The following is a 21,353-nucleotide window of genomic DNA, read 5'->3' as shown; positions in this document are numbered from 1 at the left end:
GATTATGTCATGAAGAGAAAAGTTAGTCTTGTAATAAAAACAGCGGTTTTTCTTGTTATGCTCGCAGCTGTTCTGCTTGCTGTGATGGTTGTTACTGAGAGAAAAACCAGCTACATGAAGAACAAGAGCTTCTTTGAAGAGGCAAAAAAAGATCATCTGGATGTTCTTTTCATAGGATCATCTCATGTTATAAACGGCATAAATCCCATTGATCTGTATGAGGATTACGGGATTACATCTTATAACCTCGGCGGTCACGGAAGCCTTCTGAAGGAAAGCTACTGGCAGCTCATAAGAGCGCTCGATTACTGCAAGCCAAAGTATGTGGTGGTTGACTGCTTTATGATGGACAGAAATTATGAGTATGTAGATGAGATGTATGAGGAGACGCCGGAGGAATTCAGGCAGGCGGCTATAAGTCAGCTTCATTTGAATATGGATGCTTATCCTCTCAGCAAGCTGAAGATCGCGGCTGTGAAGGACCTTGTACATGATCCAAAGATTCAGTATCAGTATCTTTTCGATTTTATCGTATATCACAACAGATGGAGCGAACTGGAACAGAAGGATTTCCAGAAACTTTCCGGTGACGGGGAGTACAATATGCTCATGGGTGCTGAGATGAAGCACGAGCTTGAGTGGAATACCAATGATATGACTGAGTATAACCCTGAGGAGAGACTTCCCGAGCACACTGTCTGTGAAGAATATCTTATGAAGATAATAGATGAATGCCAGAGGGACGGTATAGGAATTGTTCTTACCTATCTGCCGTTTTCAGCAGAGGTTCAGGATATTCAGTCTGCCAATTCAGCTGCGGATATTGCTGCAACCTATGGTGTTCCTTACATCAATATGCTGAATATGGACGGAATCATTGATCCGATGACAGATCTTGCAGATCCGGGACATTTATCTTCCACCGGAGCAAAGAAGGTCACGGACTACATCGGAGGGTGGCTTTCTGAGAACGCTAACCTTATCGATCACAGAGGAGACGAAGCTTATTCGAACTGGGATAAGCTGGGTAAATCCTATAACAAGGAGGTCAGATCCTTATCGATCAGGCAGCGGCTTCTGACAACACAGCTCAATATGCTTACTCTTGGAAAAACAAGCGCTATAGTATATGTAAACGAAGACTCGCCCGCACTTCAGGATCCGTGGTTTGTTCATCTGATTTCAAACCTGACGGGGACTGAAAAGGTATATGAGGCTTCGCGGAATCATCAGCAATATTTCATGCTCATAGACAGGGCTACCGGCAATGTGTATGAAGCTGCGGATTATGAGCAGCTTGAGAATATGTCAACAGCCATGGGTGAGATGACTTACATTCCTGTTGAAAAAAGATTCAGGCTGTTGTATCTTACATCGGATGAGGATACCAATTTCCTCTATGATGATGAGCATTTAAAGGATGATGTTCAGATCATGACCTATGATAATGAGAACGGCGAAATCCTTTCACATATCTACTGTGAGTCGTCTCACAGCTATGAGATTGATGAATAAGGAGTCCGTAACTCGGGTTAAGTTATAAAAGATAGTGAGGTTTTAGAATGAAAAAAATATGTATCGTAGGAATCGCGGGAGGATCAGCTTCCGGAAAGACCACCATCGTAAACAGAATAAGAGAGAAATTCGGTGATGACATTGTGGTTATAAGCCATGATTCATACTATAAGGCACACAATGATCTTACTTATGATGAGAGATCAAGACTTAACTATGACCACCCATCATCCTTTGATACCGAGCTTCTTATCAGGGATGTTCAAAAGCTCAAAAACGGCGAAGCAGTGGATATCCCGGTTTATGATTATGCAATCCATAACCGTTCAGATCAGACAATACATATTGTACCTAAGCCGGTAATTCTTCTTGAAGGCATTCTTATCCTCGAAAACAAGGAACTGAGGGATCTTATGGATGTTAAGGTATTTGTTGACACTGATGCGGACGAGAGACTTATGCGCCGAATCAGAAGGGATACCATTGAGCGTGCAAGAAGCGTATCATCGGTACTCACACAGTACGCAGAGACCGTTAAGCCTATGCATGAACAGTTTATCGAGCCCAGTAAGAAATATGCTGATCTTATTATCCCCAGAGGCGGAGAGAACCTCACGGGAATTAACATTTTTGCAGAACACCTTGAAGCTATGCTGAGGGAGGAGGTTAACTGAGTATGTGGGTGACGTCCGCACTGGCTCTATTATTGTGGCTGTTTATAGTGCCAATGGGTATGGGATTTTTAGTTCAGAGAATCCTGCCCTTTACCAAAAAAACAATAGGCATTACCTTTTTGTGCGGATACCTTCTGTCCTTTGCTGTTTTTGAGGTTATCGCAATCTGGTGCATGCTTAAGATACAATATGGGGCATTCCATAAATGCAGTATAGTCTATGCGGGAGTGGAAATATTTCTTGCGATTGTGGGCTTTGCTGCAAGACTATGGGACGTTCAAAGGGCTTATACAAAGGGAGCAAATATCTTTTTTTTGTTTTTTCCGGGGGATCAGAGAGCAAAGCCGGAGGCAATGATAAGCCCCAGAACTGATGTCAGAGTAATGAAGTTTCAGTATGCCAGAGAGAGTCTGATTTATTGGGGGCTTTTTGCACTGATAGTAGCATTTCAGCTTGTTATGGCTGTTGTAAAGGCACCCTTTGATGGCGATGATGCTTATTACGTGGTGGAATCAGTCCTTGCCCAGCAGGCTGATGTCATGAACACTATTCATCCCTATTTAGGAATCTCAACTCCGCTTGGTAGCAGGCATGCTTTGGCTGTATTTACGATGTGGATAGCTTTTATTGCAAAAATGAGTGGTATTCACGCAACTATTGTTTCACACGTGGTAATGCCAATCGTTTTAATTCCAATGACTTATCTCATCTATTTGGAAATTGGACGTATTCTTATGGGAAGAAGGCAGGATCTTTTGCCTGTTTATATGATTTTTATTTCGCTTATGGCGATGTTTGGCAACACTTCCATATACACTCCTGAGACATTTCTTATGATGAGAACCTGGCAGGGGAAATCCATGGTGGCGAATTTTGTTTTACCGTTTGTCATCTGGCTGTTTCTGTGGATGTTTGATGACTGCAGAAAACCGGGATTTTTATGGAATGAAGAAACCGGCGGAGGATTAAGGGTTGTTCGTAACAGCACATGGATACTTCTTTTTATTCTCAATATGGTTTCGGGAATCATGAGTTCCATGGGAATTGTTTTCGGGACAGGTCTGGCAGGACTCTTTTCGCTGCTTCTTCTTATATATACGAGAGATTTTAGGATAATTCCCAAGGCTATACTGTCAGTTGTACCTACCGGGATTTATCTGCTGATATATGCGTCATTATAGTGAGGTGACTAAATGTACGGTATTTTTATGGAGGCCTGGGTTATATTCAAGCAGTATGGAGGCAATGGCTATCTTCTTGTGCTGTTCTTAGCTTCAATGCTGTATCTTCTTATTGCCGAAAAGGATATGAGGAAAAAGCTCGTTATGGCCGTGGCTCCTCTGATTGTTTTAGTGGGATTTTTTATTCCGGTAACCAGAATTGCATATGTGGCAAAAATTCCGGATGGCGGAGATACTTATTACAGAATTTTATGGCTTATTCCCATGAGTGCGATAATAGCTTATGCAGGATGCAAGTTATTCATGGAGCATAAGCGGATAGGACTGGTGGTTGTCAGTGCACTTATAATCCTTAGCGGAAGCCTGGTTTATAAAAATGAGTATGTTAAGGATGCAGAAAACGTTTACCACATTCCGCAGGTTGTTATCGATGTATGTGATGAGATAAGTCCGGAGGAGGGAGAACCCAGAGTAAGAGCGGTGTTCCCGGAGGAGTTTATCCATTTTGTAAGGCAATATGACACGAATATTCTTATGCCTTACGGACGTGACGTCATCCATAATGATTATTACAATGCCGTTTACGTAGCTTTTCAAAAACCCGAAGTTATCAATGCAGAGGAACTTTTAGAGGCTACGAGACAGGCTCAGTGCAATTACATTGTTATGTACAAAGACAGACAGATTGATGTAAAACTTGAGGATATGGGACTGGAATTAGTAAATATGGTTGGTGGATACAATATCTATAAGGATCCGGAGATTGCTCAGTGACATTTAATTCATATTCCTTTATTTTCATATTTCTCCCCGTCTTCCTTTTGGGAGTATGGGGGATTCAGCGTTTTTTATCTGAAAATGAGAGAGCGGATACGCTGATGAAGCTATGGCTGATAGTAATGTCAGCCTTTTTCTTCGTGGGATACGGAGCTTTTTCTATCTGTATCTTTCTTTTGAGCATTGTCTGGAATCTGAGCTTTACATATATACTGTGTAAAAAATTAAGAAATGTAGCTTTTGGGAAAGAAGGTACAGTGACTGCAATAAAGGCGGTTGCGATAGCAGGTAATGCCCTGCTTCTTGCGGGCTTTAAGTTTTTTGGCGGCGGCGCGATGCCTGTTGCGGTGAGCTTCTACACCTTTTCTCAGATAATGTTTATAGCTGAGCTGGGAAAGGAGATAAAAGCAGATTTCAATCCTGTCGATTATCTGTGCTACATTCTCTTTTTTCCTAAAATTCTGCAGGGTCCGATTGCCGATTATAAGAGTGTAATGGGTGGCCTTAAGGATCTTAGTAAAAAAAAGCTAAAAGCAGAGGATTTCATATACGGAATAATGCTGTTTTCCATGGGACTTGCTAAAAAGGTGCTCCTTGCGCAGGTGCTCGGAAAAGCAGTGGATTTTGGCTATGGCGGCGTTACGACTATGTCAGCGCTCGATGCCATTTTGGTTGCTGTTTCCTATTCTTTCCAGCTGTATTTTGACTTCAGCGGATACTGTGATATGGCGGAAGGAATCTGCAGGATGATTGGAATGGAGCTCACTAGAAACTTTGATGCTCCGTATACCTCTGAAAATATAGCTGAGTTTTGGGACAGATGGCATATTTCACTTACGAAGTTCTTTACAAGATATGTCTACATACCGCTGGGAGGCAGCAGGAAGGGAATTTCAAGGACTTATATCAATATTCTGATAGTATTCCTGGTTAGCGGAATATGGCACGGAAATGGTCTGAACTTTGTTATGTGGGGTATGATGCACGGCGTGCTGATGGTGCTTCTAAGGATTTTTCGTGCAGCCACGCATGCCAAAGATGAAAGTGAAAAAGATCTTGCTAAGACTAAAAATGTAATGGCCTTAGGATTTAGACATGCCATTAATACAGCTCTTACTTTTATATATGTGACAGCAGCCTGGGTCTTTTTCAGGGCAAAAGATATATCTGAGGCACTTACTCTTCTTGGCAAAATTGTCAGTATCGATGCCTGGAGAGGTCTCCATATATCAATCAAGTATGCGGAATGCTTTATGATGGATGAAATCTGGTATATGTTTAAAATCACACCTATACCCAGATGGAGTAAGAGTAATTACATTTGTATGTGGATAATACTGATTTTTTCTGCAATTATGATTTTTGGCGGCAATACAGCGAGGAAAATAGCAGAGAAAAGTGCAGCTTTTATATGTAAGAAAGAGGATGCTTCAAGGGTGGGATCCCTTGCCGTATCAATGTTCTACGGAGTGCTTTTTGTATGGGGAGTTCTGAGCCTTGGCGGTGTCAGCACCTTTTTGTATGTTAATTTCTGATAGTTTGAGGTATGAAATTTGAGTAAAAGAAATGCCAAAAACTTCATATTCAGCTTTTGCGCAGTGGTACTGGTGCTGCTTTTTTTTGTATCGGCGATAGTTATTTATGTTGATCCGTTTTTCCATTTTCATGCGCCGCTCCAGGGATTTCCCTATATCGTGGATAATCAGCTTTCCCAAAATCCCGGAATGGCGGAGAGGATGGATTATGACAGCTGTATAATAGGATCATCTATGACTGTTAATTTCCATACGGATGATTTTGGTGAGCTTATGGGACTAAATACGCTCAAGCTCTCCTACAGCGGGGCTTATCCGCGAGATGATTACAATATCTTAAGTATTGTATTTGACAAAAATACTCCAGCAAGGAAGAAGAATCCCGTTAAGGCTGTGTTTTTAGGGCTTGATATACCGACTATGACTGCGGCTACGGATGAAATTAAGTATGAGCTTCCGATGTACCTTTATGACAAAAATCCCATAAATGATGTGAAGTACCTCTGGAATAAGGATGTGATTCTTGAGTATATCCTCAAGCCGGTTATCCAGAAAAAGGGAACAAATCTGTCCGAGGTCTACGCCAGCTGGTGGACGGAGGATTACTACAATATTCAGTATGTTATGCACGGCTATGAGGCCCCGGAGGCTGTTGTCGATGAAATGGATGCTGATCTCCTGATACCTCAGACGAAAGAAAATCTGGAGACAAATATTTTACCTTTTATAAAAAATAATCCGGATACGGTTTTTTATTTTTTTTTCCCGCCCTACAGCATTCTTTACTGGAATAATGTGCTCACGGAAAATCATTTTGAAGCTACGATGAAGCAATATGAGTTTGCGGCAAACGAACTTTTGAAGTATGATAATGTGCGTCTGTTCTATTTTCAAAATATGGAGGAAACAGTGACAGACCTTAATAACTATGCGGATTATACGCATTATAATCCGAGAATAAACCGCTATATGACCGAGTGTTTTGCTGATGGAACGCATGAAGTCAGAAGCATTGAAGAGTTCAGAGATGAACTTCAAAAGATGCGGCGGATAATTGCGGAATTCGATTTTGAAGAGTTGCTTTCTGCTGAATACTGATTAGGATCTATTTAGGCAAGTGAGGTTTTTTATGACAGATTTCAGATCAGAGGACAAAGGAAACAGAAACGGTGGAGGAATACCCGGATGGGTGCATCTGGTGATTCTCGGTCTCATCGTTATATTGATTGGTTATGGATCTTTCAGGCTGATCAAGTGGAACAAAGGAAGAGATGTTGAGCAGGTCGACGAGGATACTTCGGAATATGATGTAGAAATCCTTGATCAGATTTTTCTTCTGCCTTCCGATAAGAGAGAGGGGCATGAGGATGATGGCCAGGAGACCATACTTGTACTCGGTAATGATTCCGTTACTTATGATCTTTCCGAAGACGGTGTATGTGAACAGATTGCCCAAAGTACAGGAAGCACTGTGATAAATGCAGGATTTGGCGGAAGTACAGTTGCACTGGGAACTGCTGATGGCCAGGGCGACATCATGGATAAGTTCAGTTTTTATAACTGTGCAAAGGCATTAACGCAGGATGGCACGAAGGAAATTCTTGATGCAGCCTGGACTTTGGGAGATATCACACTGGAGCAGCATGCTCAGGCGCTCTGTGATCTTGATATGAATACTGTTGATACTCTCGTTATTTACTACGATGCTTCAGATTATATCAAGCTGCGTCCCGGTATGAATCCCGGAGATAAGATGGATCCTGTAACCTACATGGGAGCTTTGGATTCCGGTATCAGAATGATTCAGGAAAAATATCCTTTTATCAGAATTGTATGTATGTCCTTTACCTTCTGCTATGCCTACGATGCAGACGGACTTCTTAAAAACGGAGACAGGGTGGATTTCGGTAACGGTAAGCTTACCACATACCTTCAGCATATGATCGATACCTGTGGTGAGACCGGAGTCTCCTTTATAGATAACTATTACGGGACTATAGATGAGGGGAACAGTGCAGAGAATCTGCTTGATAACATTCATGTAAATAAGGATGCCAACAAGCATATTGCCACTCATTTCGCGGAGGCTATATATGGGAAATAAGATTCGGGCTATCATAGTTCTTCAGGGAGCTGTTTTCATTTATTCCCTGACGACGGTTATAAGTAAACTTGTTTCCAACTACAAGCTTTTATCAAAAGAGTTTATATTACTGTATCTCCTGGATTTTGCTGTTCTGGGTATATATGCGATACTCTGGCAGCAGCTTTTAAAGCGATTTGAATTGTCGATAGCCTATGCAAATAAAGCAATGACTCTTCTGTGGTCGCTTTTGTGGAGTACAATCCTTTTTCATGAAGGAGTGACACTCCTCAAGGTTATAGGCGTGGCGCTTGTAATAGCAGGAACAATTGTACTTAATTCTCCTAATAAAGGAGGTGCGGCATGATTCCTTTTATTGCACTTGCCCTTTGCGGACAGCTGATAGCTTCAATATCACAGATGCTTCTTAAAAAGAGCTCCGGAACAGAGTATCCGAACTTTATCAGACAGTATCTGAATATACTGGTTATCGGAGGATACGGATTACTGGTGGTATCGATGTTTGTGGCAATCATCTGCTACGGACATATGCCTTATATGTATGTCGTAATAATAGAACCTATCGGATATATCATGGTCATGTTTCTTAGCAGAATTTTCTTCAAGGAAGGGATTACGAAAAACAAACTGATAGGAATGGCGCTTATACTTGCCGGCATTTTAATTTTTTATCTCCCCGGCAATTTGCATTAATTTATGTAAACAGTTAGAATACAAAATAACTTATAAAGATTTTCTTTTTGGAGGATATTTAATGAGAACTTATCTTGTGACAGGTGGTGCCGGATTCATCGGTTCCAACTACATACACTACATGTTTAAGAAGTATGACAATGAGATCCGCATAATCAATGTGGATGTACTTACCTATGCAGGTAACCTTGAGAACCTCAAGGATGTCGAGGGCAGAGACAACTATACATTTGTTAAGGCAAATATCTGCGACAGAGATGCCATCAACAAGATTTTTGAGGAAAATGACATCGACAGAGTTGTTCATTTTGCAGCAGAGAGCCATGTTGACCGTTCAATCGTTAATCCCGAGATCTTTGTTGAGACCAACGTTCTCGGAACAGCTACAATGCTTAATGCAGCAAAGAAGGCATGGGAGCTTCCCGATGGTTCCTTCAAGGAAGGAAAGAAATTCCTCCATGTAAGTACCGATGAGGTTTACGGATCACTTCCCGAGGATCCCAACGCTTATTTCTATGAGGATACACCTTATGATCCTCACAGCCCTTACTCAGCAAGTAAGGCAAGTTCAGATATGCTTGTTAAGGCTTATATGGACACATATAAGTTCCCTGCAAATATAACCAACTGTTCCAACAACTACGGACCGTTCCAGTTCCCGGAGAAGCTTATACCTCTTATGATTCACAATGCTCTTGAGGGTAAGGCACTTCCCGTTTACGGCGACGGTAAGAATGTCCGTGACTGGCTCTATGTTGAGGATCATGCCAAGGCAATCGATATGGTTCAGGAACAGGGCAGACTTTTCGAGACCTACAACATCGGCGGACACAATGAGAAGCAGAACATTGAGATCGTTCAGACCATCATCGATGTACTTCGCGAGTCTCTTGATGATTCAGATCCCAGAAAAGAGAAGCTCACATATGACCTCATTACATATGTTGAGGACAGAAAGGGCCACGACCGCCGCTATGCTATCGCTCCCGATAAGATCAAGAAGGAGATTGGCTGGGAGCCTGAGACGATGTTCAAGGAAGGCATCAGAAAGACCATCAAGTGGTTCTTTGCTAACGAGGACTGGATGGAGCATGTAACAAGCGGAAATTATCAGAAATATTATGACAGTATGTATGGCGACAAGCTGTAATACATTATCCGTAAGATAGGACATTACAATAACAGGAGAGCTTTGGTAAGGCTATTTACCGGGCTCTCTCTTGTTGCGTTTAAGAGCAATGGAGAAAAGATGAGCAAAATATCAATTGTCGTTCCGGTTTATTACAACTCAGACACCCTGGAGATGCTCTACGATGACATGAAGGAGAAAATCTTCGATAAACTCGGAGATTACGAACTTGTCTTTGTGGATGACGGATCCGGAGATAACTCCTGGGAAATCATGAATAAGATCGCAGAGAAGGATGAGAATGTTGTCTGCACGAGACTCTCAAGAAACTTTGGTGAGCATGCGGCCATACTTGCAGGATTATCTGTGTGTACCGGTGACTGCGCCGTTACAAAGCAGGCGGATCTTCAGGAGGATTCAACCCTTATTCTCGATCTCTACGAAAAGTGGAAGGAAGGGAATAAGGTAGTACTTGCGATAAGAGCTGAACGCGATGAAGGTGCGGTTAAGAAGTTCTTTGCCGGAATGTATTACTGGCTTGTGAGAAAGACAATCAATAAGGATATGCCTCAGGGCGGCTGCGACTGCTACCTTCTGGACAGACAGGCAATAAATGTTCTGCAGATGATGGATGAAAAGAACTCATCGCTTACACTTCAGGTCATGTGGATAGGCTTTAAGTCCGCCAAGGTATACTTCCACAGAAAGGACAGGACAGTCGGTAAATCACGTTGGACCTTTGGAAAGAAATTTAAGCTTGTGGTGGATTCCATGATGAGCTTTTCCTATTTCCCGATCAGGATGATGAGCATTTGCGGAGTGATTTTCGCCATAGCTGCATTTGTAGGCATTATAAGCGCAATCTATGAGAAGCTCACCGTCGGAACTCCGATAGCGGGTTATGCATCCCTGATGTGCGTGGTTTTGTTTGCATCCGGAATGATAATGCTGACACTCGGAATTCTCGGCGAATACATTTGGAGAGTACTGGAAGAATCCAGAAAGAGACCACCGTTTATAATTGATACGATTCGTAAAAACGATAAATAATATATTTAATATTAAACCCATGATATAAATGGCGTTTTTATGTTATATTATAGGGTGATGTAGTTTTGCATACATCAAAGACAGCTGTGATATTACTTGAGAAAAAATGTTTTTGAATATACAGATTTGGAGGCCTTTTATGAAAGGAATTATACTTGCCGGAGGTTCCGGAACAAGACTTTATCCGCTTACCAGAGCTATTTCAAAGCAGATCATGCCGGTTTATGATAAACCTATGATCTATTACCCGCTATCTACCCTTATGCTTGCGGGAATACGCGAGGTTCTTATTATTTCTACTCCGAGAGATCTTCCGATTTTTGAGGACCTTTTCGGAACAGGAGAGCAGCTGGGTATGTCATTTTCATATGCTGTTCAGGAAGAGCCCAGAGGTCTTGCCGATGCGTTCATAATCGGCGCAGAGTTTATTGGCAGTGACAGTGTAGCACTGGTTCTCGGAGATAATATTTTCTATGGCCAGAGCTTCTCCAAGTTACTGAGGGAAGTGGCATCCAGAGAAAAGGGAGCGACAATTTTCGGTTATTACGTTCGTGATCCCAGAGAATACGGCGTAGTTGAGTTTGATGAGAACGGCAAAGCCCTTTCAATCGAGGAAAAACCGGAGCATCCTAAGAGCAATTATGCGGTTCCGGGACTTTATTTCTATGATAATGACGTAATTGAAATAGCAAAAAATGTTAAGCCTTCAGCCAGAGGAGAGATTGAAATTACAAGTGTTAACAATGAGTATCTTCGCAGAGGTACTCTTCGTGTTGAGACTATGGGCCGAGGCTTTGCATGGCTTGATACGGGTAATCATGATTCTCTTCTTGATGCCGCTGATTTCGTATGTGCATTCCAGAAGAGACAGGGACTCTATGTATCCTGCATAGAAGAGATTGCATATAAGAGAGGATTCATCAATAAGGAGCAGCTTCTTAAACTTGCTGAGCCTTTGATGAAGACTGACTACGGCAAATATCTTGTTGAGGTAGCAAATGGACTCTAAGGCGTTTAGATTGTCTATATTGGCGATTATTACCACGATTGTTCTCATCGGGGTGGTTGTTTATGCTGCAAACAGAGACCGCATAAATTCACTGATTGGTTCAGAAGGTGAATCGGAGGCTGTTGCCACACAGGCGGAGGAAGCAGTATCTACTACCGAATACGGAGAGCAGATTGGCGATAATCTTAAGGGCTTTCTTACTGCCGGAGATTTTTTTGATAAAAGCGAGCAACGTCCGTCCGTTGTAGTAGTGGTGGATAATGTTCCGGTACCGGCCAATGCGGATCCGGAAATATCAGGCGGAAATGTAGATTAATAGTTTGGAGGATCAAATATAAAATGGGACAGTTACAGGTTGAGACATGTGAGATTGAAGGACTTAAGGTTATCACTCCTCAGGTTTTCGGTGATGAGAGAGGATACTTCATGGAGACATATTCCAAGAGGGATTTTGAGAAAATCGGTATCCCCATGGAGTTTGTACAGGATAACCAGTCGGCTTCCAAAAAGGGAGTACTGAGAGGCCTTCATTTTCAGAAGAACTTTCCTCAGGATAAACTTGTTCGTGCAATAAAGGGAGAGGTTTTTGATGTTGCGGTAGATCTTCGTGAAGGCTCTGCAACTTTTGGAAAGTGGTTCGGAGTAGTCCTTTCGGCTGAGAACAAGAAACAGTTCTTTATTCCCAAGGGATTCGCACATGGTTTTATGGTAATGTCCGATTATGCTGAATTTGCATATAAGTGCACAGATTTCTATCACCCCGATGATGAGGGAGGTATTTTGTTCAAGGATCCCGAAATCGGTGTAGAGTGGCCCTATGAGGATGAGTCAGAGCTTACACTCTCCGATAAGGATACAAAGTGGGGTACACTTTCAGATTATAAAAAAGACCGCGGAGTTAAATAATGACAAAGGAAAAGACAGATAAACTGCCTTTTATAAGTGAGCTTCCCAAGCAGGTGGGGCTGGGCATTTTCTATGCGATAGCAATTGCTCTGATGCTGATCATCGTTTTGCACACCAATGTGCTTGCGGATCAGCATACCGAGATGCTTAAGAAGATATGCGCATGCATTCTTATCGTGATGTCGATGATACTCGTTACCGCCTGGTACGATAAGCTCATGGTTTTGCCGGTGGAGCTTTATAATTCGAGGAAGCTGATCCGGAGACTGGCGGTTAATGATTTTAAAAAGAGATATGCCGGCTCGTATATGGGCATTGTGTGGGCACTGGTGCAGCCGGTGGTCACTGTTTTGATGTATTGGTTTGTGTTTGACAGAATATTCAAGCAAAAGCCAATGGCAGCAGGCGAGATCGATGTGCCCTATGTTTTGTTTCTTACGACGGGTCTGGTGCCGTGGTTTTTCTTTAATGAAGCACTGATGAACGGAACGACAGCTCTTCTTGAGTATAACTATCTGGTTAAAAAGGTTTTGTTCAAGATCAGTATACTGCCCCTGATAAAAATAATAGCCGCTCTTTTTATTCATGTATTTTTCGCGGGGGTAATGATTGCTATTTCATGCATGTATGGCTACTATCCTACGATTTATACAATCCAGATCATTTATTATGCGATATGTGAATTTATACTGGTTCTTTCCATATGCTATACAACCTGTGCTGTAGTGGTATTTTTCAGAGACCTCACACAGATTCTGGCTATAGTTCTTCAGGTCGGCCAGTGGGCAACTCCGATATTGTGGGATATAAATATGCTTCCCGACAATCTTAAGTGGATAATAAAGCTTAACCCCATGACGTACATCGTAAACGGATACAGAAATTCGATGTATGGTAATGAATGGTTCTTTGAGCATTTTTATTCAAGTACTTATTTCTGGATAGTTGTAGTGGCACTGTTCTGCATGGGTTCTTTGATATTTAAGCGCACCAAAACGCATTTTGCGGATGTGCTCTGATGGAATAGCTGGAGAAATATACCGGGAAAGTATGGTTTATGGATAAAGACTTAGCGATTCAGGTTACCGACCTGACTAAAATGTATAAACTTTATAGTAAAAACTCAGACAGGTTAAAGGATGCACTTGGTCTGCTAAAGGGTAATGATTATACGGAGCACCTTGCTCTCAATCATGTAAATCTCTCTGTAAAAAAAGGTGAGACCATTGGAATTATCGGAACTAACGGTTCGGGAAAATCGACAATCCTTAAGATAATAACAGGAGTATTGTCACCGACTTCCGGATCGGTTGAAGTGGATGGCCATATTTCAGCCCTTCTTGAGCTGGGTGCCGGCTTTAATCTGGAGTACAACGGAATAGATAACATTTTCCTTAACGGTATGATGATAGGCTTTTCAGAGGAAGAGATCAAAGCCAGAATGGATTCCATTTTGGAATTCGCCGATATTGGTGATTATGTTTATCAGCCTGTTAAGACCTATTCGAGCGGTATGTTTGTGCGACTTGCATTTGCCGTTGCCATAAACATCGATCCCGAGATACTTATTGTAGATGAGGCACTTTCTGTCGGTGATGTATTTTTCCAGGCGAAGTGTTATCACAAATTTGAGGAATTTAAAAAGCAGGGGAAGACAATTCTCTTTGTATCACATGACCTCTCGACTATAAGCAGGTATTGTGACAGAGCGGTTCTTCTTAACCAGGGTGTTATTCTCGGAGAGGGAACACCCAAGAAAATGATTGATATATATAAGCAGGTACTGGTTGGACAGTATCCGCTTCCCGAAAATGACTTTAAGTCCCTTCTTGAGGATGAGGACATAAGAGAGGCTGCAGGGAAAAAGGCAGATGCTGCTAAAAATGGCGATGCCGCAAAGAGTGCGCCCAAGGAAGAAAAATCCGATGCGCAAAATGAGATGGAAAATCCCGAGCTTCTGGAATACGGAAATAATGGAGCAAAGATTACAGAGTTCTATGCTACCGATTCAAAGGGACTTAGGACAAATTCAGTAATAAAAGGAACAGAATTCACCATACACATGAAGGTTAAGTTCCTCAGAGACATTAGTGCTCCGATATTCGCTTATACCATAAAAAACATTATGGGAATAGAGATTACCGGAACAAATTCTATGGTTGAAAAAGCATTCCTGGAGCCTGTTCATGAGGGTGATGAAAAAGAGATCACTTTCACGCAGAGAATGCTTTTGCAGGGAGGGGAGTATCTTGTTTCCTTCGGGGTAACAGGATTTGAACAGGATGATTTTGTAGTATACCACCGACTTTATGATGCGCTGAATATCACGGCTGTTTCCGATAAGAACACCGTCGGATATGTCGATATGGAATCGACGGTCAGTGTAACCGATGCTAAAAAGGAATAAGACATGCAGGAAGAAGTATTTATTGGGAATGTAAAACTGAATTTCAAGCATTATGCCGGACTGGATCTATACAGTGACGGGCCGATTGAGAAGGAAATCTTCGATATAGTCAGGAAACACAAGAAGGAAGAGTATCCTGAAATAATCGAGAAGAAGGCAAGTTGGCCTATTTTGTATCACCTCTCTGAGCTTAGAAGCAATATTGTAGAGTGGATTCCCATGACAGGAAAGGAAAAGGTTCTTGAGGTAGGTGCCGGATGCGGTGCCATTACCGGCATGCTTTCTGAGAAGGCAGGAGAGGTTATCGCCTGTGATCTTTCGAGAAGAAGAAGTGAGATTAATGCCACAAGAAATTCCGAATGTGACAACGTCACCATTCATGTAGGAAATTTCAGGGATATTGAGCCTGATCTTCCCGACAATTTTGATTTTATTTTCCTTATTGGTGTGTTTGAGTATGGACAGGGCTATATCGGAACGGAGAATCCGTATGAGAACTTCCTTACGATGCTTCAAAAGCACCTTAAGGCGAACGGACGAATAGTAATTGCCATCGAGAACAGGATAGGTCTTAAGTATTTCGCCGGAGCACCGGAGGATCACCTCGGAGGATACTTTGACGGAATTGAGGGCTATTCCAAGGATTCTGTAGCGAGAACTTTTACCAGAAATGGTCTGATTCGTATTTTCAAGAAGTGCGGCATAAAGGATTATCATTTCTATTATCCTTATCCGGACTACAAACTGATGACATCTCTCCATTCAGACAAATATCTCCCGGCATACGGAGAATTGCAGGATAATGTTCGTAATTACGATAGAGACAGACTCCTTTTGTTTAATGAAAAAAGAGCATATGAGTGTCTTATTAATGATGGGATGTATGGTGAATTCGCCAATTCCTTCGAAGTTATTTTAGGTCCCGGTTTCGATACTGTTTACTGTAAGTATTCCAACGACCGTGCCGATGAGTTCAAGATAAGAACTGATATCACAATCGATAAGCTCGGAAGAAAGCTTATCAAGAAATACCCTCTTACCGAGGCAGCAGAGGACCATATTTTCGGTATGCAGGATGCATACTATGCACTTCGTGAAAGATACAGGGGCGGAGACCTTGAGGTTAATGACTGCCAGCTTGATGAGAAGTCGAGATGTGCGATGTTTTCATATGTTAACGGAATTCCTTTGACAGCACTTTTTGACGCGTGTCTGGAATCGGATGATATGGATTCCTTTAACGCCTTGTTTAGAGAATATATGAGAAGAATCGGCTACAGACCTGATTATCCGGTTACGGATTATGATCTTATTTTCCCGAATATTCTTGTTAACGGACCTATCTGGACTATCATAGATTATGAGTGGACTTACGGAAAATGCATTCCGCCTAAGGAGTTGGCATTCAGAGCTCTTTACGGATATATGCTTGAGGACAGAAGCCGTGATAAGCTCGATGTAAAGGCTCTGTATGAACAGATTGGACTTACTGACGAGGAAATAAAGGGCCTTCTTAGCGAGGAGGCAGACTTCCAGAAGTATGTAACCGGTAGAAGAAAATCATCTGTAGAATTGTGGAAGTCAATCGGAAGGACTGCCATTGTTCCGAAGGAACTTGCCGGAAGCAGCGATACGGCCAGAAGCGCCGAGGAAATCCAGGTATATGTGGATGAGGGAGACGGATACAGTGAAGATGACTCCATTTTCCCTGATGAGACCTATGATGAGCACAATGAAGTTACAATTGATATCGAATGCAACGATCATGTGCAGAATATCAGAATTGATCCCGCATTTGCATGTTGTATTGTAACGATAAAGCAGGTTGTCTGGAATGATGTTTCGGTCGAGGAGGGAGAAGCCTTCATCTCAATTCATCCGAACGGCTCCTGGATATCCGAGGACAGTATTGTATTCGGAACAGATGATCCTAATATTGAATTTGGCTTTGCGGATAACAGAGTTGATAAAAAGAGGGAAAACCATCTTAGGGTAACAATGATGACAACTCTTATTCCAAAGGAAACAGCGGTGGCTTTGGAGGACTCACTCAGAGTTACCACTGATGAGAACGAAGAGGAGAAGGGAGAATTTTTTCGCAAGATTAAGAAAAAACTTCTTTCCAAATAAGGGGAAGCCTGGAACAGGGCAGTAAGAGATGCTGAAAGAGATTGCAAAGAATTTTCTTATCAACAACAGAAAAAGAGGCTACCAGAGTAAAGTTAAGGAATGTAAAAATGCCTATAACATCTGGGAGCACAAGCAGGAGAAGCATCCCATTTATGTATCAGGGGGGAGCGCTTATGAGGTCACGGGGAGACTTCAGCTTGTAACGGAGGTTGTTTCCTACACTAAGGTGTGGAGAGAGGCAGACCCAACGGCTACTGCTGAGACGATCCTTATTTTCGTGAGCCCCAAAGGAAAGCTTGCCGGACATGCTGTAGAGAATATCAGGCGATACTTTCAGGCTCATCCGGAAATCAATGTCGCGTATGGCGATGAGGATGAGATGGTCGGAAGAGGCAAATACGGTCATCCGTATTTTAAGCCGGACTGGTCGCCGGATACGTATCTTAATGCATTTTATATCGGAAGTGTATTTGCATGCAGGGCAAATACATACGAAGCAGCGGCTTCCGAGTATGATAATGCTCTTAGAATGCTCGGTGGAACGACAGGAGTAAAGAAGAATTCACCCGAAGCGGTGGGACGTGAAGCAAGCATGCTTTCAGCCGACGTTCTTTTCTGTATGCTTGCCATAGAAGAGAGAGCATTCGGAAAGAGACAGGGAACGGAATTTCCGATAGGGCATATAGGAGAGATTCTGTTCCACAGAAATCCTGATACGGATGTTTTTTACGGAAGAGGTTTTCATAATTCAAGACATATGCTGATGAAGCCGGCAACGGTCAGCATTATAATTCCGACAAAGGATCATCCCGAAATTTTATATCAGTGCATGAAATCCATTGTTAATACCACTCATGAAAAGAACATTAAGTATGAGATAGTAATAGTGGATAATGGCAGCAGTGCATATAACCGTGTAAGATACGGTTCATATATTAATCAGATTGACAAAGTAAACGGATTAACAAATATTTCATATTTATATAAAGTAGAGGAATTTAATTTTTCTCATATGTGTAACCGCGGTGCGACAAGGTCGGGAGGCGAGTATCTTCTTTTCCTTAACGATGATATCGAGGCTACGCAGGATGGGTGGATGCGAGAGATGCTTTCTCAGGCACAGCTTCGCCATGTCGGAGTTGTGGGCGCTAAGCTCCTCTATCCGGACTCCGATCTTATTCAGCATGCCGGAATTACTAATGTCAGACTCGGCCCTGTGCATAAGCTCCAGAAAATGCATGATCAGAAGTCGCATTACTTTGGCTTTAACAGAGGGATTCATAATCTGATAGGAGCGACGGGAGCATGTCTGATGCTCAGCCGCGAGAAGTTTAATGAGGTTGGCGGCTTTCCGGAAGAACTTCCGGTTGCTTTTAATGATGTGAATCTTTGCTACAGCGTATTCCAGAAGGGATATTATAATGTCTGCTGCAACCACATAAGCCTCTATCATCATGAGTCCCTGAGCAGAGGCCTTGATACTCTTGATATGAAGAAGATGGAGCGCCTTGCTGCAGAGTATGAGGTACTTATGAAAAGGCATCCCGGTTTTTATAACCATGATCCTTTTTACAGTCAGTACCTTACTGATGATGAGACCATAAGCGCCATAATTCCGTGTGAGGACTTTACTCCGGTACTTGATATTCCTTTCCATAATATCAAGGTGCATGAGAATGGGTTCGCCGAGGCCAGAGAGGATGCCTGCCTCAGAGTCGGAGTTGAGTATGCCGGAACCATGGAGAATTGGATGTACGGCGTCAGAGACGGCGATGTGGTAGACGGATATTTTGTTAAGGGCTACAGCTTTGTAATTGGCTCAGATAATGCATTTTTTGAAAGAAGACTCGTTCTCAGGCAGGTAGAGAGGTCTGATGAAGGTGCAAGACCGGCATCTTCTGTTGTATACAGTATGCCTGTTTATACCTGGTACAGACCGGATATTAAACTGAGATTACAGGATCAGATAGATGTTGACCTTACCGGCTATAAGGTGAGGATTGCGCCCGGGAAACTTGACCCTGGTTATTATCAGGTGGGAATGGCTGCCCTTGACCAGACGGGTAGTTTGAAACTCATAAACTGGGTGCCCAATTTACTTAAGGTGAAATAATGACTGAAAATACAGATTTTGATTTTAAAACAGCATATGAGAAAGAAAAGCTTAAAAGTGCAGATCTTGCGCAGAGAGTGGCTGACCTTGAAGATAAGAATCAGGAGCTTGAGTTTAAGCTTAACAGGATTAAATCCAATCCAATCTGGAAGGCAAGTACTCCCGCAAGAAATGTAATGCATTTCGTTATAAGGCAGAAGGACCGTGTGAAAAATGCAGGATCAGTAAGGGGAGTTATTGCCAAGCTTAAATATAAGCAGATTGAGCGTAAGGCGAAGGTTCACTATGGAACCGAAAGTTTTCCTTCTGAGGAGACAATTGCAACAGAGAGAAATGCCAGATTTGAAAAGATGCCGCTTATCAGTATTCTGGTTCCTCTTTACAACACTCCCGAGAATTTCCTCAGGGATATGATAGAGTCTGTTCTTAACCAGACGTATACAAACTGGCAGCTTTGCCTTGCTGATGGCTCAGATGCAGAGCATGGCTATGTAGAAGAGATTGTCAAAGAATATCAGAAGGACGAAAGAGCCGGGCGCGGAGAAGCCGACGGTGCCGGTATTCTTTATCACAGACTTGAGAAGAATACAGGAATTTCAGGTAATACAAATGAGTGCCTTAAGCTTGCGTCGGGTGAGTACATAGGACTTCTTGATCATGATGATATTCTTCATCCCGAAGTTCTGTATTACTATGTCAAAGCTATCAATGATGAGAATGCGGACTATCTTTACTGTGATGAAGCCACTTTTTCAGGTAAGAGCATTGATCACATGATAACGATGCACTTTAAGCCTGATTATGCGCCTGATAATCTGAGAGCAAATAATTATATCTGCCATTTCAGTGTATTCAAGAGATCACTCCTTGACGGCACAGAACTTTTCAGATCGAAATTCGACGGAAGTCAGGATCATGATATGATCTTGAGGCTTACGGACGCTGCAGAGCATATAGTTCACATCCCGAGACTATTGTATTACTGGAGATCTCATGCGGGTAGTGTGGCATCGGACATCAGCGCCAAGAGCTATGCTATTGATGCAGCCAGAGGAGCTGTGGCAGATCATCTTAGAAGACATGGTTATGAACACTTTAAGATAACCAGTACCAGAGCGTTTGAGACGATTTTCAAGATCGCCTATGAAGTTGAGGGCATGCCCAAGATTTCTATCATAATCCCCACCTGTGAGCATATGGAGGATTTGAAGAGATGTCTCGACTCTATATATGAAAAATCGACCTATGATAATTATGAGATTATCGTAGTAGAGAATGGAAGTACCTCAAAAGAGATAAAGAGCTATTACGATGAGCTCAGAAACGGAGCCATGAGCTCTGTTTTAAAGATTGTTGATTATTATGAGGATAAGAATAACCTGAATGAAGATGGATCAAAGCCTCCGTTCAATTATTCTGCGGTAGTTAATTACGGTGTTAAGCATTCGACAGGTGATTACATTCTGCTTCTAAATAATGACACACAGGTTATTACCGTTAACTGGATGGAAGAACTGCTTATGTACGCGCAGCGCGCGGATGTCGGAGCGGTCGGAGGAAAGCTTTATTTCCCCAACAGAAAGATTCAGCATGCTGGTATCGTACTGAGGCTTGGAGCACACAGAACAGCCGGCCACTGCCACTACGGACAGGAAGGAATGAATCTTGGATATATGGGAAGACTGTGCTATGCACAGAATGTCTCAGCTGTCACAGGCGCCTGCCTTATGGTATCAAGGTCTAAGTACGATGAAGTCGGCGGATTTGATGAGGGATTCAGGGTTTCATTAAATGATGTGGATTTCTGTCTTAAGCTAAGGGAGAAAGGATACCTCAATATATTCACTCCTTTTGCGGAGATGTATCATTTTGAATCCGCGTCCAGAGGGCTTGACCTGGAGGGCGAGAATGCGAAGAGATATGATGCGGAATCTGAGCATTTTCGTGCAAAATGGAAGGAAGTCCTTGATAAGGGTGATCCGTACTATAATCCCAATTTTTCTCTGGACCGAAGCGATTTCTCTCTGAATGTTGAGGGCTACAGCAGTTTACGCGATGCATAATTTGACTTTTGGAGTTAGGAATGATTAACTAAATATGTTGAGGGGATAACCTCACATTTTAAGGAGG

19 protein-coding genes are annotated in these 21,353 nt (G+C 42.4%); all 19 read left to right on the top strand.

Annotation, left to right across the window (positions count from 1 at the left end):
- The first annotated feature begins 9 nt into the window (after positions 1 to 9).
- Entirely contained in the window at positions 10 to 1,515 is a 1,506-nt protein-coding gene (locus BLR42_RS11345) for a hypothetical protein (protein WP_091869136.1), read from the top strand.
- Positions 1,516 to 1,562: 47 nt separating this feature from the next.
- Complete coding sequence (udk, locus tag BLR42_RS11340) at positions 1,563 to 2,189, top strand: uridine kinase (protein WP_091869133.1); 627 nt, start codon at positions 1,563 to 1,565, stop codon at positions 2,187 to 2,189.
- A 2-nt stretch (positions 2,190 to 2,191) separates the two neighbouring features.
- The gene (locus BLR42_RS11335) at positions 2,192 to 3,370 is read left to right on the top strand and encodes a DUF6077 domain-containing protein (RefSeq protein ID WP_091869130.1); all 1,179 of its coding nucleotides are present in this window, start codon (positions 2,192 to 2,194) and stop codon (positions 3,368 to 3,370) included.
- A 12-nt stretch (positions 3,371 to 3,382) separates the two neighbouring features.
- Positions 3,383 to 4,144 carry a hypothetical protein gene (locus BLR42_RS11330; RefSeq protein WP_091869128.1) on the top strand — a complete coding sequence of 254 codons (762 nt, stop codon included), beginning with the start codon at positions 3,383 to 3,385 and terminating at the stop codon, positions 4,142 to 4,144.
- Entirely contained in the window at positions 4,141 to 5,682 is a 1,542-nt protein-coding gene (locus BLR42_RS11325; protein WP_091869126.1) for an MBOAT family O-acyltransferase, read from the top strand. Before BLR42_RS11330 ends, BLR42_RS11325 begins: the two co-directional genes overlap by 4 nt.
- Positions 5,683 to 5,700: 18 nt before the next feature.
- A complete protein-coding gene (locus BLR42_RS11320) occupies positions 5,701 to 6,780 on the top strand; it encodes a hypothetical protein (RefSeq protein ID WP_091869124.1) in 1,080 nt (359 codons plus the stop codon).
- Between the two features lie 31 nt (positions 6,781 to 6,811).
- Complete coding sequence (locus tag BLR42_RS11315; protein WP_091869122.1) at positions 6,812 to 7,786, top strand: SGNH/GDSL hydrolase family protein; 975 nt, start codon at positions 6,812 to 6,814, stop codon at positions 7,784 to 7,786.
- On the top strand, positions 7,776 to 8,132 hold the full coding sequence (locus tag BLR42_RS11310; protein ID WP_026498268.1) for a DMT family transporter: 357 nt from the start codon (positions 7,776 to 7,778) through the stop codon (positions 8,130 to 8,132). The genes BLR42_RS11315 and BLR42_RS11310 overlap by 11 nt, the downstream gene beginning before the upstream one ends.
- A complete protein-coding gene (locus BLR42_RS11305) occupies positions 8,129 to 8,479 on the top strand; it encodes a DMT family transporter (protein WP_022763143.1) in 351 nt (116 codons plus the stop codon). Before BLR42_RS11310 ends, BLR42_RS11305 begins: the two co-directional genes overlap by 4 nt.
- A gap of 61 nt (positions 8,480 to 8,540) precedes the next feature.
- A complete protein-coding gene (gene rfbB, locus BLR42_RS11300) occupies positions 8,541 to 9,629 on the top strand; it encodes a dTDP-glucose 4,6-dehydratase (RefSeq protein WP_022763144.1) in 1,089 nt (362 codons plus the stop codon).
- Between the two features lie 99 nt (positions 9,630 to 9,728).
- Entirely contained in the window at positions 9,729 to 10,658 is a 930-nt protein-coding gene (locus BLR42_RS11295) for a glycosyltransferase family 2 protein (RefSeq protein WP_091869188.1), read from the top strand.
- A gap of 139 nt (positions 10,659 to 10,797) precedes the next feature.
- Positions 10,798 to 11,667 carry a glucose-1-phosphate thymidylyltransferase RfbA gene (gene rfbA, locus BLR42_RS11290; protein ID WP_022763146.1) on the top strand — a complete coding sequence of 290 codons (870 nt, stop codon included), beginning with the start codon at positions 10,798 to 10,800 and terminating at the stop codon, positions 11,665 to 11,667.
- Positions 11,657 to 11,983 carry a hypothetical protein gene (locus tag BLR42_RS11285; RefSeq protein WP_022763147.1) on the top strand — a complete coding sequence of 109 codons (327 nt, stop codon included), beginning with the start codon at positions 11,657 to 11,659 and terminating at the stop codon, positions 11,981 to 11,983. The genes rfbA and BLR42_RS11285 overlap by 11 nt, the downstream gene beginning before the upstream one ends.
- A 23-nt stretch (positions 11,984 to 12,006) precedes the next feature.
- Entirely contained in the window at positions 12,007 to 12,573 is a 567-nt protein-coding gene (gene rfbC / locus BLR42_RS11280; RefSeq protein ID WP_022763148.1) for a dTDP-4-dehydrorhamnose 3,5-epimerase, read from the top strand.
- Positions 12,573 to 13,592 (top strand): ABC transporter permease, encoded by a 1,020-nt coding sequence (locus BLR42_RS11275; protein ID WP_091869120.1) that lies wholly within the window; start codon positions 12,573 to 12,575, stop codon positions 13,590 to 13,592. Before rfbC ends, BLR42_RS11275 begins: the two co-directional genes overlap by 1 nt.
- A 38-nt stretch (positions 13,593 to 13,630) precedes the next feature.
- Complete coding sequence (locus tag BLR42_RS11270) at positions 13,631 to 14,980, top strand: ABC transporter ATP-binding protein (RefSeq protein WP_091869118.1); 1,350 nt, start codon at positions 13,631 to 13,633, stop codon at positions 14,978 to 14,980.
- 3 nt (positions 14,981 to 14,983) lie between these two features.
- Positions 14,984 to 17,110, top strand: coding sequence for a class I SAM-dependent methyltransferase (locus BLR42_RS11265; protein ID WP_022763151.1), 2,127 nt, complete (start codon positions 14,984 to 14,986; stop codon positions 17,108 to 17,110).
- Positions 17,111 to 17,138: 28 nt separating this feature from the next.
- Positions 17,139 to 19,223 carry a glycosyltransferase family 2 protein gene (locus BLR42_RS11260; protein WP_091869116.1) on the top strand — a complete coding sequence of 695 codons (2,085 nt, stop codon included), beginning with the start codon at positions 17,139 to 17,141 and terminating at the stop codon, positions 19,221 to 19,223.
- A complete protein-coding gene (locus tag BLR42_RS11255) occupies positions 19,223 to 21,286 on the top strand; it encodes a glycosyltransferase family 2 protein (RefSeq protein ID WP_091869114.1) in 2,064 nt (687 codons plus the stop codon). The genes BLR42_RS11260 and BLR42_RS11255 overlap by 1 nt, the downstream gene beginning before the upstream one ends.
- Positions 21,287 to 21,353: the final 67 nt, after the last annotated feature.

It is taken from the genome of Butyrivibrio sp. INlla16, from assembly GCF_900104155.1.
Classification (GTDB): Bacteria; Bacillota; Clostridia; order Lachnospirales; family Lachnospiraceae; genus Butyrivibrio.
Note: the sequence above shows the minus strand (reverse complement) of the source record. Positions and strands in the feature narration are given on the sequence as shown.